Origin of the sequence: Pseudoalteromonas sp. SG44-8, from assembly GCF_014164125.1 — a bacterium.
Taxonomy (GTDB): domain Bacteria; phylum Pseudomonadota; class Gammaproteobacteria; order Enterobacterales; family Alteromonadaceae; genus Pseudoalteromonas; species Pseudoalteromonas rhizosphaerae.
In genome coordinates this window covers 1-13,433 of sequence record NZ_JACJEQ010000048.1, presented here as the reverse complement: position 1 = coordinate 13,433, position 13,433 = coordinate 1, and the positions used below count along the sequence as shown (strand labels likewise).

General features: G+C 40.5%; 14 protein-coding genes. 11 read left to right on the top strand and 3 right to left on the bottom strand.

Going from position 1 to position 13,433, the window contains the following annotated elements; genetic code table 11:
- The first annotated feature begins 284 nt into the window (after positions 1–284).
- On the top strand, positions 285–752 hold the full coding sequence (gene rsd / locus H5163_RS20360; protein WP_145242408.1) for a sigma D regulator: 468 nt from the start codon (positions 285–287) through the stop codon (positions 750–752).
- A 176-nt stretch (positions 753–928) separates the two neighbouring features.
- Positions 929–1,984, top strand: coding sequence for an LD-carboxypeptidase (locus tag H5163_RS20355; protein ID WP_182735842.1), 1,056 nt, complete (start codon positions 929–931; stop codon positions 1,982–1,984).
- A 57-nt stretch (positions 1,985–2,041) separates the two neighbouring features.
- Here H5163_RS20355 and fkpA read toward each other — a convergent pair whose 3' ends face one another.
- Positions 2,042–2,794 (bottom strand): FKBP-type peptidyl-prolyl cis-trans isomerase, encoded by a 753-nt coding sequence (fkpA, locus tag H5163_RS20350; RefSeq protein WP_145242404.1) that lies wholly within the window; start codon positions 2,792–2,794, stop codon positions 2,042–2,044.
- 202 nt (positions 2,795–2,996) lie between these two features.
- Between fkpA and H5163_RS20345 the strand changes: the two genes are divergently transcribed.
- Positions 2,997–3,995, top strand: a complete 999-nt coding sequence (locus tag H5163_RS20345) for a WD40 repeat domain-containing protein (protein ID WP_145242402.1) — start codon at positions 2,997–2,999, stop codon at positions 3,993–3,995.
- A complete protein-coding gene (locus H5163_RS20340) occupies positions 3,982–4,197 on the top strand; it encodes a SlyX family protein (RefSeq protein ID WP_145242400.1) in 216 nt (71 codons plus the stop codon). Before H5163_RS20345 ends, H5163_RS20340 begins: the two co-directional genes overlap by 14 nt.
- Positions 4,198–4,210: 13 nt before the next feature.
- On the opposite strand, the gene H5163_RS20335 is transcribed toward H5163_RS20340, so the two are convergent.
- Complete coding sequence (locus H5163_RS20335; protein WP_029216159.1) at positions 4,211–4,414, bottom strand: YheV family putative zinc ribbon protein; 204 nt, start codon at positions 4,412–4,414, stop codon at positions 4,211–4,213.
- Positions 4,415–4,557: 143 nt separating this feature from the next.
- On the opposite strand from H5163_RS20335, the gene H5163_RS20330 reads away from it, so the two are divergent.
- The 5 genes from H5163_RS20330 (at position 4,558) to H5163_RS20310 (ending at position 10,523) form a co-directional block, all read left to right on the top strand.
- On the top strand, positions 4,558–6,483 hold the full coding sequence (locus H5163_RS20330) for an ATP-binding cassette domain-containing protein (protein ID WP_182731706.1): 1,926 nt from the start codon (positions 4,558–4,560) through the stop codon (positions 6,481–6,483).
- A complete protein-coding gene (locus tag H5163_RS20325) occupies positions 6,467–6,889 on the top strand; it encodes a TIGR02444 family protein (RefSeq protein WP_182731705.1) in 423 nt (140 codons plus the stop codon). The genes H5163_RS20330 and H5163_RS20325 overlap by 17 nt, the downstream gene beginning before the upstream one ends.
- Before the next feature lie 1,158 nt (positions 6,890–8,047).
- Complete coding sequence (locus tag H5163_RS20320; RefSeq protein WP_145242394.1) at positions 8,048–9,028, top strand: hydrolase; 981 nt, start codon at positions 8,048–8,050, stop codon at positions 9,026–9,028.
- Positions 9,025–9,270 (top strand): YheU family protein, encoded by a 246-nt coding sequence (locus tag H5163_RS20315; RefSeq protein ID WP_145242392.1) that lies wholly within the window; start codon positions 9,025–9,027, stop codon positions 9,268–9,270. Before H5163_RS20320 ends, H5163_RS20315 begins: the two co-directional genes overlap by 4 nt.
- 59 nt (positions 9,271–9,329) lie before the next feature.
- A complete protein-coding gene (locus H5163_RS20310) occupies positions 9,330–10,523 on the top strand; it encodes a dipeptidase (protein WP_145242390.1) in 1,194 nt (397 codons plus the stop codon).
- Between the two features lie 32 nt (positions 10,524–10,555).
- Here H5163_RS20310 and H5163_RS20305 read toward each other — a convergent pair whose 3' ends face one another.
- Positions 10,556–11,233 carry a hypothetical protein gene (locus tag H5163_RS20305; RefSeq protein WP_182735841.1) on the bottom strand — a complete coding sequence of 226 codons (678 nt, stop codon included), beginning with the start codon at positions 11,231–11,233 and terminating at the stop codon, positions 10,556–10,558.
- Between the two features lie 221 nt (positions 11,234–11,454).
- Here H5163_RS20305 and H5163_RS20300 point away from each other — a divergent pair, with 221 nt between their 5' ends.
- Positions 11,455–12,360, top strand: a complete 906-nt coding sequence (locus H5163_RS20300; protein WP_145242386.1) for a hypothetical protein — start codon at positions 11,455–11,457, stop codon at positions 12,358–12,360.
- Between the two features lie 123 nt (positions 12,361–12,483).
- Positions 12,484–13,425, top strand: a complete 942-nt coding sequence (locus H5163_RS20295; RefSeq protein WP_182735840.1) for an alpha/beta fold hydrolase — start codon at positions 12,484–12,486, stop codon at positions 13,423–13,425.
- Positions 13,426–13,433: the final 8 nt, after the last annotated feature.

Here is a 13,433-nt window from a genome sequence, read left to right as displayed (position 1 = left end):
CAATAAAAACAATAAAAACAATAAAAATTACATAACAATAAAAATAAAAATCTTCTAATAACAATAAGAAAGCTTGTTTAAACAAGTCATGGAAAAAGAAATTAACCACCTTTATGGTGGTTTTTTCTTGCCTGAAACAATATAAACGATTTGTATTTTATTAAAAAAACTTTTTATATATCATATAGTTCTTGTTTTATTACAAAATTATAAAAAAAATGTGTTGATCTTTGCGGCATATTTCATTGTTATAGAAGAAACCAACCCAGCTAAGGAGAATGATAATGCTGACGCGTTTGGAAAAAGCTCAACAAAAATGGGGTGGTAGCCACACCGTGATCGACAAATGGCTCTCAGAACGCCAAGAACTATTAGTTTTATATTGTCGTATTGCTGGCTTTTCACCGTATGATAAAAAAGACCATGCCTTACCTGACCAATTACAGATCCAAAATTTTTGCCAACTATTGATGGATTATTTATCTGCTGGTCACTTTGAAGTGTATGACGACATTGCCAAGGCATGTGAGCAAAAAGGCCCTAACAGCCAGCAGCTTGCCAATGAACTTTATCCACGAATTTCGCAAACTACTGACATTGCACTTGATTTTAATGACAAATATGCAGAGGTGGATAAAGAAGATTTACTCAATGATTTTGATGACGACTTATCAAAACTTGGTGAAACACTTGAGCTGCGTTTTGAGTTAGAAGATGAGTTGATTGATAATTTATATTCTAATCACACCTAGATAATACACACAATTATTACGTTACAAGGAGCTAAGCTCCTTGTTTGCTGTTTACTTTAAGTCTTTTCTCACCCATCTATAAATTTAATATTCCCAGAACACCCCATAAAATTGAAATTTATATTTCAATGATGTAATTATAGCCTTATTGTGCATTAAAACTACACAGGCTCGCCATGAATAAACGTACATTTTTGAAATCTGTATCACTCCTCAGTGCAGGGTTACTCGCAGGCAATAGCGCTCAAGCAGCTAACCTATCAAGTCAAACTGCACTAAGTTTAAAAAAGCCGAACGCCTTACCAAGCAGAGGCACAATTGGTGTAGCTAGCCCATCAGCAGCAACAGCAACAGCAAATCAAAAAGACATTATTTTAGCTAAGCAAGTAATTGAAGCGCTTGGCTATAATGCTAAGTTAGCACCTAATATTATGGCTAGACGTGGCCACCTTGCGGGCACTGATACACAACGTGCAGACGATCTTAATGCGCTGTTTAACGACAGCTGTGTTGATGCTATTTTTTGCTTACGAGGTGGCTCTGGGGCGGCACGTATTTTACCCCTGCTGGATTATGCAATGATCCGTGCTAACGCCAAACCGCTGATGGGCTACTCAGATATCACCGCACTTCATAACGCGTTACTAGCTAAGGCGGGTATTGTTAGTTTTCATGGACCTAACGCCTCTAGTGATTGGAATCCATTTCATGTTAAACAATTTAAACAAATGTTTGAGCAACAAACCCGCATGCACTTTAGCAACTTGCCAAAAGCCGAGGATGAATTGGTTAATAGCCAATACCTCACCCAAACCATCACACCAGGTAAAGCGACTGGACAACTTATCGGCGGTAATTTAACTGTACTAACAGCGCTGGCTGGCTCAACTTATTTACCACAATTTGACGGGGCTATTTTATTTTTAGAAGACATTGATGAAGCACCTTATCGGATTGACCGCATGCTCAGCACTTTAAAACTAATGGGTGCACTGGACAAAATAGCGGGGTTTGTATTTGGTGACTGTAACGATTGCAGCCCGGGAAATGGCTATGGCTCATTGACGCTAGATGAAATTTTTGCAGATTATATAAAACCGCTGGCTATCCCTGCCTACCGAGGGGCGATGATTGGCCATATAAAACGACAGTTCATATTACCGGTCGGTACGCAAATCGAACTCAATGCTGATACAGGTACGTTGACTATGAAAGAAACCGCCTTTAGCTAAGATTTTAGCAACAAAAAAAGGGGCTAATTAGCCCCCCTTCTCGCACAGAATAAATAATTACTCTGCAGCTGCTGCTTGCTCTTCATTTTGAATTTCAAGTAATTCAACTTCAAAAACAAGTGTTGAGTTAGCTGGGATCTTACCTAAGTCACGATCGCCGTATGCTAGTTCTGCTGGAATAGTAAACTTATACTTAGAACCTACAGGCATAAGTTGTAAACCTTCAGTCCAACCAGCGATTACGCGGTTAAGTGGGAAAGTCGTTGGTTCGTTACGAGCATACGAACTATCAAATTCAGTACCGTCAAGTAGTGTGCCTTTGTAGTGTACTTTAACTACGTCAGTTGCTACTGGCATTTCACCATCACCTTGAGTGATCACTTCGTACTGTAGGCCTGATTCAGTTACTGTTACGCCTTCTTTCTTAGCGTTATCAGCTAGGTATTTTTCACCTTCAGCTTGGCTTTTTTCAGCTTCTACTTTGGCATGTTGCTCTTGCTTAGTACGTACTGACGTATCAAGTGCAGTTAATACTTCACGAATTTTCTCTTCGTCAATTTTTGCGTCGCCAGCAAGGGCATCTTCAAAACCACGAATTAATAATGCTTGGTCAAGCTCAATGCCTAACTCTTTTTTATCAGCTAAATCTTTATTTAAAAAGTTACCAACAGATGCACCAATACCGTATGCTTGTTGTTGTACTTCAGTTTCAAGTTTAACAGGTGCTTGTTCTTGTTTTGCTTCTTGATTACAAGCTGTTAGCGCTAAAACTGACGCTGCAATCAATGACAATTTAATCGTCTTTTTCATTTTAAATCTCCGACACACTTTGCAGATGTCATTTATTGTATTATTACTAGTTAAAGGTTAACGGCCCATGGTAGGCTACTTATCTAATTTCTGATTGTAGGCTATACGCTCACTTTCACGTTAATTAGATAAACAACCTAGGCTTTCACGAGCCCTAGTCTAACCTCTCAATCACTAAGAGTTAAGGGGAAATAGCTGTAATATGTCGATATTTCGTACTTTTTTGTATCTTCTGTGCTGCACCTTGCTGATTGCCTGCTCAGAACAAAAAGACCAAGCCACTGCAAGCTATGAGCATGCAGCCAGAGGCGCGTTCGCCTCCGCAATATCTCATGATGGCAAATACAGCCTGATCTCATCTATACACCATGGGGTCGCCCTATGGGATAATCAACAGCAAGTACTAAAATACCAATGGTTTCAGCAACAAGACGCCGATAGCCTAGTACATACCGTGGCTATCGCTTATGACAACAGCCACGCTGTTACCGCTGAAAAAACCACTTTTGCAGTATGGGATATTGCCACTGGCAAAAATACCGGCTACTACAAAATAAAAACCGCCACTATTCGTGATATCGCCATTAGTAACCAAGGCCGCAGTGTTTTGTACGGTCGTAGCGATGGCGTTGTTGTTTACCTCGACTTAGAGACCGGTAGACGCATTGAGTTCCTTGGCCACCAAGAAAAAATTAACGCAGTTGCTTTATCGCCCAACGGAAATTTTGCTCTCAGTGGCTCCAATGATTATGCGGCGTACTTTTGGGATACTCGTTCCGGACAAGTGATCCATCGCTTTAACCATCCAAGTCGTGTCACCCAAGTGACCTTAGATCCGCAAGGTCGCTATGCATTTACCGCAGACAGTATGACACAAGCACATGTATGGCAGCTGACAACAGGTGATCTTGTTAGTAAACTACAGTATATTGCCCGCCAGAGAATTTTCACTGCGGTACGCTTTAATGAAGCAGGCACCTTGCTGGCAACAGGCTCACCTAACCGCTTAGTGGACCTATGGCAATTATCCAGTGGTGAACAAATTCAAAGTTGGCATGTAACACCGCGAGAAGGCAGTAGACCAAAATCAGCAGTGGTACTTGATGTCGCTTTTACTGACAACGATACTGCGTTGTTAACCGAAAGCTCCAGTGGGATCGCTGAGCGCTTTACTAGACGAGAAAAAAATGAACACAATTGAACATCGCTTAACAGAACTTGAAGCCAAAGTGGCTTTTCAAGACGAAACGATTGAAATTTTAAATGATGAAATAAAAGTGCACCAGCAGCTGTTGGCAAAAATGAAGCGCCAAACAGAGCTACTGGCTGAAAAAATTAAAGAGTCGCAATCATCATCTATGATGATGTCAGACACGCCAGAGCCTCCGCCGCCACACTATTGATGGTTGCGGGCGCTTAATCGCCCGGTTTAAACACGCCAATGACTTGTTCAAATTGGCGTGTTGATGCCTGAACAGCCTGCTCTGGCTGTGCCATTTTATGGCCGCACTGCATGCATTCGACTTTCTCTACATCGTGCTCTTTGTAAAGCATCATCATATCCATGGTTTTACACTCTGGACAGGTTGCCCCAGCAATAAATCGTTTTTTCTGTTTCACTACGTTTTCCCACAGTTTGAAAAGAAACTTGCTACATTTTAACCCAATAACTACCCAGTTGATACGCTGACGATTGAAATATAGTCCAGCTTCCGTGCTATGATAGCGTCAAGTTCACAAAGGCACAGTAAAGCGCAGACTACATGATCCAGATCTCAGAAATTGAATTACTTCGCGGCGGTAAAGCACTCCTTAAAGATGCCTCAGCTACATTATTTCCAGAACACAAAGTTGGCCTAGTTGGCGCCAATGGCTGCGGTAAATCAACACTCTTTAGTTTATTGAAATCTGAACTACAGCTTGATGCAGGTAATTGCAGTATCCCTAAAGACTGGTCTATCGCCTCGGTAAAACAAGAAACGCCAGCGCTAGATATCAGCGCAATTGATTATGTATTACAAGGTCATCCTGAGTATTACGCCATGCGTATTGCGCTGCGCGAAGCCGAACAAAATGATGATGGCGATACCCAAGCCAAAGTGCACATACAACTTGAGCACATTAAAGGCTATAGCATAGAAGCCAAAGCCGGCGAGTTACTTCACGGGTTAGGGTTTGCAAATAACCAAATTGAAAACCCCGTTAGTGATTTTTCCGGTGGTTGGCGAATGCGCTTAAACCTTGCCCAAGCGCTGATTCGTGATGCCGACTTGCTGCTACTGGATGAGCCAACTAACCACTTGGATTTAGATGCGGTGTACTGGCTGGAGCGTTTTTTACGCGCTTACACCGGTACTTTAGTGTTGATATCGCATGACCGTGAATTCCTCGATGCTGTAGTTGACCAAATTTGGCATATCGACAAGCAAAAGATCAATGTTTACAAAGGCAACTACTCGCAATTTGAACGCCAAAAAGCAGAGCGTTTATTACAACAACAAGCGATGTTTGAAAAACAACAAGATCAAATTGCCCACCTTGAGCAATTTATTACCCGCTTTAAAGCCAAAGCCAGTAAAGCCAAACAAGCACAAAGCCGCGTTAAAGCGCTTGAACGTATGGAAAAGCTCGCACCAGCTCATGCTGATTCGCCCTTTGACTTTGAATTTGCAGAGCCTACCGCACTACCAAACCCATTGATGACACTCGATAAAGCTCAAGCCGGCTATGGCGATGTCACAATATTAAATAGTATTAAACTTAACTTAGTCCCTGGTAGTCGCATTGCCCTACTTGGCCGTAACGGCGCAGGTAAATCAACCTTAATAAAGTTATTGTCTGGCGACTTACAACCGCAAGCAGGCGAAGTATTCCAACATCAGGGCTTAAACATAGGTTACTTTGCTCAGCATCAATTGGAATCGCTAGATTTAAAAGCCAGCGCGATTACCCATTTGCAGCGTTTAAATCCTAAAGCCACCGAGCAATCACTGCGTGACTTTTTAGGTGGTTTTGCCTTTATTGGTGATAAAGCCCTTGAGCCCGTAGCACCGTTTTCAGGGGGTGAAAAAGCCCGATTAGTACTCGCAATGTTGGTCTATCAAAAACCAAACTTATTACTGCTCGATGAGCCAACCAACCACCTTGATTTAGAAATGCGTCATGCTTTAGTAATGGCGTTGCAAGGGTTTGAAGGCGCGATGGTTACCGTTTCCCATGACCGTCACATGCTAAAAAATACCGCCGACGAATATTACTTAGTGGATAACGGTGAAGTAACCCAGTTTGGCTACGACTTAGACGAATACTATCAATGGCTACTTAACGCTAATAAAGAAGCGGCAAAAACCACTCAAGATGACAATGAACCAAAAGCAAACTCAAGCGTTAACCGTAAAGAGCAAAAACGCCTAGAAGCAGAGTTTAGAAAAGCCACACAACCACTTAAAAAGCACATCGAAAAGCTTGAAAAGCAACTTGATAAACACTCTGCCGAATTAGCTGAAATCGAACAAGCACTTGGCGATAACGAGCTTTATAACGATGACAACAAAGCAAAACTCAAAGAATTACTAGCTAAACAAGCGACGTTAACACCGAAAGTAAATGACATCGAAGAGGAGCTATTAATGGCCCTTGAAGAGATGGAAGAAAAAGAGCAAGCGTTTGCCAATGAACTTGCTCAATAGCAGAGATTTTTGGCAATTTGCATGTCGCCTTTACAGTGAAGGTGACATGCAAGCACGCCTGTTAGATTACCAAAACCAGCAAGGTAAAAACGTTAACCTGTGCCTGCTACTGTATTATTTAGACTCTCTCAATCTAGCAATTAGCCAAACTCAGTTAAACAAACTTGAGCAATGTATTAGTGAATTTGATCAGCAGGTATTACAACCGCTGCGTGCCGCCCGCGGCTATTTAAAAACCAACCACACCGAGATTGCAGATTACGCTGCAATTCGTAAAGAGCTACTCAGCGCCGAGTTAAAGCTAGAAAAACAACAGCAAGAGATGTTGATAGATGCGGTAAATAAATTTAGATTAGCTACGCATCCGGAGCCGAATAATATGAGGTTGTATCTGCTTAAGCTATAAGCAGCTCGGTGCGAACTTGTGTTTGGGATATAGTTAGGGCAATCATGTCTAAAACCATTGCCCACGGATATTCATACCTGTAGGAGCCAGCTTTAGCTGCGAATATATTTTTATCTGTCTCACTGTCTTTTTTTGTACAAAATTTTAAAGTGATTTATCCACAATGAGGGTTTCGAGGCGCTACGCTTTAAAGAAAAGCCAGTAAAATATACTAGCGCTTGTGTAGGTCGTGCTTTAGCGCTTGAATTCCGCGGCTGTAGGCTTGTTGTTATTTTTGGTTCTCAACCTGATACCTATTAATGTTCCTATAACTGTACTTAAAAGTAAAATAGGTAGCTCAAAAGCTAAAGTTGACGGGATAAACAACTCTTGCAAAATAAACGAAGTGATCGCAGTGCTAAATAAAAACCCCAACACATAAACTGCACATGCATATTGCCAATTATGGCTTGAACTTCTGTAAGCCATAACCCCATACATGAACATGGATAAGAAAGCTGAGGGGATTAACTGGATTACGAAAAAGTCTTCAAAGGTTAGTCTCGCAACCATATTGATAACTTGTGATGTTAAGAAACCTAAACTTACATAAAAAAATGCCATCACTAAAGTGTATTTAACTATCCGCGTAACCCTCCAGATCTCCCCCTGTATTACAGTTTTTATAACCAATACAGTTTAAAATAAAAATGCAAAGACTGTTAGCATTCCAGTTTTTTCATTAATAATGGCCCGCAAACTCTCTAGAGCTTTGCCACTTTAACCTTTCTCCTTGCAAACTCGCTAACTGATTTGATCCAAATCAACTTCTGTATCACTGCTAATCAACTTAGGAAAATAGCTTGATCTGGATCATAACAACCTAGTCAAACTGTCTCTATCATTAATCCATAGACATTAGGAGGCATTTATGGACGTATTCTTCAGAGACTTTTTTAGTGACCCAGTACTATTTTTATCATTTGGTTTTCTGGGAGTAGTGATCAGTTTATGCCTTTTCTTTGTGTACTTTTTTATCAAAAAAGTACATGACGACAAAACACCCAATCAGAATTAAGCACGACGCACAAAGCCCCTATCAAGTTATTTGCTTAGGGGCTTTTTATTATTAAAAGTTTGTTACACTAGCGATTCTATTAGCTAAACATGTTTTAACTTATGTCTACAGATTTCAAGCCAGCTTGGTGGATGACTAATCGCCATGTGCAAACCATTATGCCACGGTTTTTTCGGCCTTTTCATAATACTCGCTACCAATTAGAGCAGCTTGATACTCCCGACGGCGATTTTTTAGAGCTCGCTTGGTCACAACCCAAAAACGATAACGCGCCGCTGGCAATTGTATTGCATGGCCTGGAAGGTAATATCAATAGCTTTTACGCCAAAGGCATGATGAAAGCCCTCAAAAAGCAGGGGTTTAGTGTTGTTTTAATGCATTTTCGTAACTGTTCTACTGAAGTTAACCGCCTACCCCGTGCATATCATAGTGGCGAAACCGGCGATCTCGATTTTTTTATAAAACAACTTAAGCAGCAGTTTCCAGATCGCTTGATGGTTGCAGTTGGCTTTTCACTCGGCGGTAACGTACTGGCCAAATACTTAGGTGAACAAGGCGAACAATGTTTACTTGATGGCGCGGCGGTTGTTTCAGCTCCTTATGATTTGTCGCCATCATGCCAAGTTATTCGTAAAAGTTTGGCTAAGATTTATCAAAAGTATTTACTCGATCGCATGAAAAAATCGATGCAGCGTAAATTACCGCAAATCACAAAACAGATTGATTTAACACCAGATCAGCTAATGGAAATTGATGATTTATGGCAGTTTGACGATAAACTGACAGCTCCTTTACATGGTTTTATTGGTGCTGAAGATTACTATCAACAAGCCAGCGCTAAGCCTTATTTAAAACACATTACAACACCCACATTAATTGTTCATGCGAAAGACGACCCAATGCTGTCAATTAAAGCTGTACCCAGTAGGCAAGATGTTAGTGAGCATGTTACGCTGCAAGTCTCAGAAAAAGGCGGCCATGTTGGCTTTATAAGTGGAAAAAATCCATTTAAACCGATTTATTGGTTAGAGCATGTAGTGCCAGATTTCTTCACCCAAATCGTCAAAAAAGAGCAGCTATGATCATTCCCCATGAGCAACTAGATAAAGACACTCTATACAATTTAATTGAAAGTTATGTGCTACGTGAAGGCACCGATTACGGTGAGCAAGAATTCAGTATTGAAAGTAAAGTGGCGCAAGTAAAACAACAACTACAAAATGGCGATGCCATGGTGTTTTTTTCAGAACTGCACGAATCAGTTACTATTATTTCTAAAGGTGAATTTAAAGCACTGCAAAGTGAAACACAATTTAACGAGTAAACTTGTAACCCTAGTTGTAAAAATAGACAATGGCTTTTTTACTAAAAGAGCCATTAAAAATGATAAAACTAAGCTCAGTAGTTATTGCCGTTGCACTTGCTTTATCAAGCCAAGTGCAAGGTGCAGACATTAGCGCATCAGCTAAAGCAATTAAACTCACCAAAGACACTATTTTAATCGATACTCATATCGATGTGCCGTACCGTATTCATGCTAAATGGGCTGATGTTACTAAAGCCACTGATGACGGTGATTTTGACTACCCACGCGCAGTTAAAGGTGGCTTAAATGCGCCATTTATGTCGATTTATATTCCTGCGCATTTGGAGTTTGAAGGGAAAGGTAAAAGCTTTCAGCTAGCAAATCAACTCATTGATAGTATGGAAGCAATTGCCCAGCGCGCCCCTGACAAATTTGCTATTGCCGATTCAACGAATGATATTAAAAAGCAGTTTAAACAAGGCAAAATGTCGATAGCAATGGGGATGGAAAACGGCTCACCAATTGAAGGTGACATGGCAAACCTACAGCACTTTTTTGATCGTGGTGTACGCTATATCACCCTTGCTCATTCACAAAGCAACCATATTTCAGATTCATCTTATGATATTCGCCGTAAATGGAAAGGTCTAAGCCCATTTGGTAAAAAACTGGTTACTGAGATGAACAATATCGGCATGCTGATTGATGTTTCACATATTTCAGATGATGCGTTTTATCAAGTAATGGAGCTATCTAAAACACCGGTTATTGCCTCACACTCATCACTGCGCAAATATACGCCTGGTTTTGAGCGTAATATGGATGACGATATGCTACTAGCACTAAAAAAGAACGGCGGGGTTATTCAAATAAACTTTGGTTCAAGCTTTGTAACCGCTAAAGCAGGTGATTGGGGCAAGCAGTTAAAGAGTAAAAAAGAGTCGGCCAAAAAAGAAGGCACTAAATTAAGTCAAGATTTTGATGCCGCGTATCGTGCTAAAAACCCGTATCCATTTGCGAGTCTTGAGCAAGTACTTGAGCATATCGATCACGTTGTTGAGCTAATTGGTATCGATTATGTTGGCATCGGCTCTGATTACGATGGTGTTGGCGATTCACTGCCAGTAGGCTTAAAAGATGTATCTAGCTACCCGAACCTAGTGCAAGGATTAATGGATCGTGGTTACAGTGACAAAGATATCAAAAAAATCCTCAGTGGCAATGTGCTGCGCGTATGGCAACAAGCCGAACAGTATGCAAAAAAACATTAATTGATAAATAATTAGGTCCTGAGGTTCAGGGCCTAATTACTCTTTGATGGCTGAAAAATCTCATTTATCAATTTCTCTTGAGACGTGGCCCCTGCCATTTTTATCAACTCATACATCGCTCCTGTTGTCGCAAATGTGCTTTGTGTACAGCTAAACGCGTCAAACAAGTTGTACTGGTAATGCGTTGACTCAGCTAGTAAATCACCTGAAGACACATCATATACAAAAAACTCAGCATAGGTATGAAGCGCATTTTCATCTTTATAATAACCGTCTTTAGATCTATATTTAAACGCGCCACTGAAAATCAAAACCGTGTCTACATTTTGTTGATTATTAAACTCAATGTTGCTCCATCGCGAGACGCCTACATCAGTATTAATGATCGACATAGATTGCTTATTTAACGGCACTAATGTGGTATCAAAACCAGCAAAGCGCGCAATTATCCGCTGCGTTAGCAGCTCATTTAAATCCGTAGGGAGCGCATACAACTGCCGTTCATTGCTGAATACCGTAACCCCTGTATGCGTACAAAGTAAGTTATCACCAATCAGCGTAATCACACCAACTTTACCAAGCGGTTTGCGATTTTCTGCGATGCTGAGGGTTGCTTTTTTGACACTGTCTTTTTTAACCTTTTCTTGCTTTGTTGCGCACCCCGATAGGAGCAAAAACAACGCAATAAAAAACCACTTAAGTATATTCATATTTTTCTTTTCCGTGCTGTATACAACGACCAAACAACATGATGTTTGCAAAGAGAAGAGTCTCCTTGCTTAATTAAAAATAAAATTAATCTTCGTTATCAATCATACTTAGCGAATAAATTATAATACGCTGAAGCACACTTAACTTTCTACATCTTTTAACAGACTTATAGCCCCAAAAGCGGTAAATTACGCCTTTTCAAATATGGAGCCTCCACCACATGCCTATTAGTAAAGGATCAGTCGCAATAGCCCTTGCCTCAGCCGCACTTGTGGTCTCGTGTTACGGTACATTTTTCAAATCAGTGAGTTTACCTAACGACAAAAGTAGCACTGAACAGTCATCGATCATTGTTACTAATATGCCACTGAATAATGACAGCAACGAACTTTCAGTTACCCAATTGCATAACAAAATAATATCTTTACAGCGACAAGTTACCAGCCTAAAAATAAAAAATACTTCTATAGATCAAGAATATAATAACGATGACTTTAAGGAGTTGGTGCTTGCTGTACTGACGGAAAAAGAACAGCAAGAAATAGATGAAATGCGTGAAAGCAACCCACTTTACGGTTTTTATGCCGACTTACCACAAGACTATGAACTACGCATAAAGTCAGACTCTGACTATGCGAAAAAAATAACCACACAATTACGAGAGCAAATACTCGACCCAAATGCCACAGACATCGATAGACTCGCAGCCCTAACTCAACTACAAATGAATATGTATATTTTGAATAAATCAAAAATACCTGAGTATGACTTTGCGGTAGTCGATAATATTTTAGAGCTGGCCGCTAATAGTGATGATGAGAAATTCAAAATCCAAGCCATTGAAGTCATAACTCAAGCACCCGTACTCGATCAACGCCTGACTGAGCGCTTTACTTCACTACTGCAGCATGAGTCTAACGATTATATTCGCCGTTTAGCGGGGCAAGGATTGATATCGCAATACTATCAATCGCAAAGCTCAGAAGATGGCAATAGCCAACAAATTGCCCAGCATATTTTATCACTTTACCAGCACACTAGTGATGATAATGTCCGCTCTGTACTTGATGAAATGATTGGCAATGAAAGCATGCTAGCAGAACTGCGAAAACATGCTGAAGGTTAAACGTATTAAAAAACGGCTCTCATTCTGATATAAAAAATTCATATTTCTACTCATGAAGGATTACTGAGTTTTAACTATACTGTTTTGCATAAGTCGCTAAATAAGCTATCAACATAACGTAATATGCGCACGATTAAAATTAAAAGTGGCATTACAATTAGCTATCAAGATAAAGGAAAAAAATCAGCGCCTGTCATCATTATGATTATGGGCCTTGGAGCGCAGCTAACAGTATGGCCTGATGAACTCTATTTTGGCTTAGTAGCTAAAGGGTTTAGAGTCATCCGTTTTGATAACCGCGATACTGGTCTTTCAAGCCAACTTGAACAATTTGGTAGCCCTAACCTATTCAAAATATGGCTAAATAAACGGTTACCTATTAAATCCCGCATCCCATACACCTTAGATGATATGGCAAATGATGTATTAGAATTAATGGCCGAATTAAAAATCAAAAAAGCGCATTTAGTCGGTGCATCTATGGGCGGCATGATTGCACAAATTATCGCAGCTAAACATAAAAAAAAGGTCTTGAGCTTAACCTCAATTATGTCAAGTTCGAGTAAACCTAAGCTATCGGCGTCTAATTTAAAGCTATTTTTACAGCTTGCAAAACATCGTCGCGCCCAAGCCAGTCGTGATGGTGCTATACATTATAATATAAGGCTAAATCAATTAATTGGCAGCCCAGCCTATCCACAAGATGAACTAGCTTTGCGTAAACAAGCTACCCTAGGAGTGGATAGAGCACACAACCCGCAAGGCTTTAACCGACAACTTGCCGCTATTACTGCCAGTGATTGCCGGCAACATTTAATGCCGAAAATAAAAGCCCCAACCCTCGTCATACATGGCAGTTTAGACCCTGTCATGCCAATAGCCGCTGGAAAGCAAACCGCAGCCCAAATCAGGAAGGCTAAATTAAAGATAGTAAACGGTATGGGCCATGACTTCCCGCCAGCATTAATGGTAAAAATGACCAAGTGGATCAGCAAACACGTTAAGAAAGCAGAACAAAAGCGCGCACAGAAAAAGTTAAAAAAAGCGGTAAGCGGTAAGCGGTAAGCGGTAAG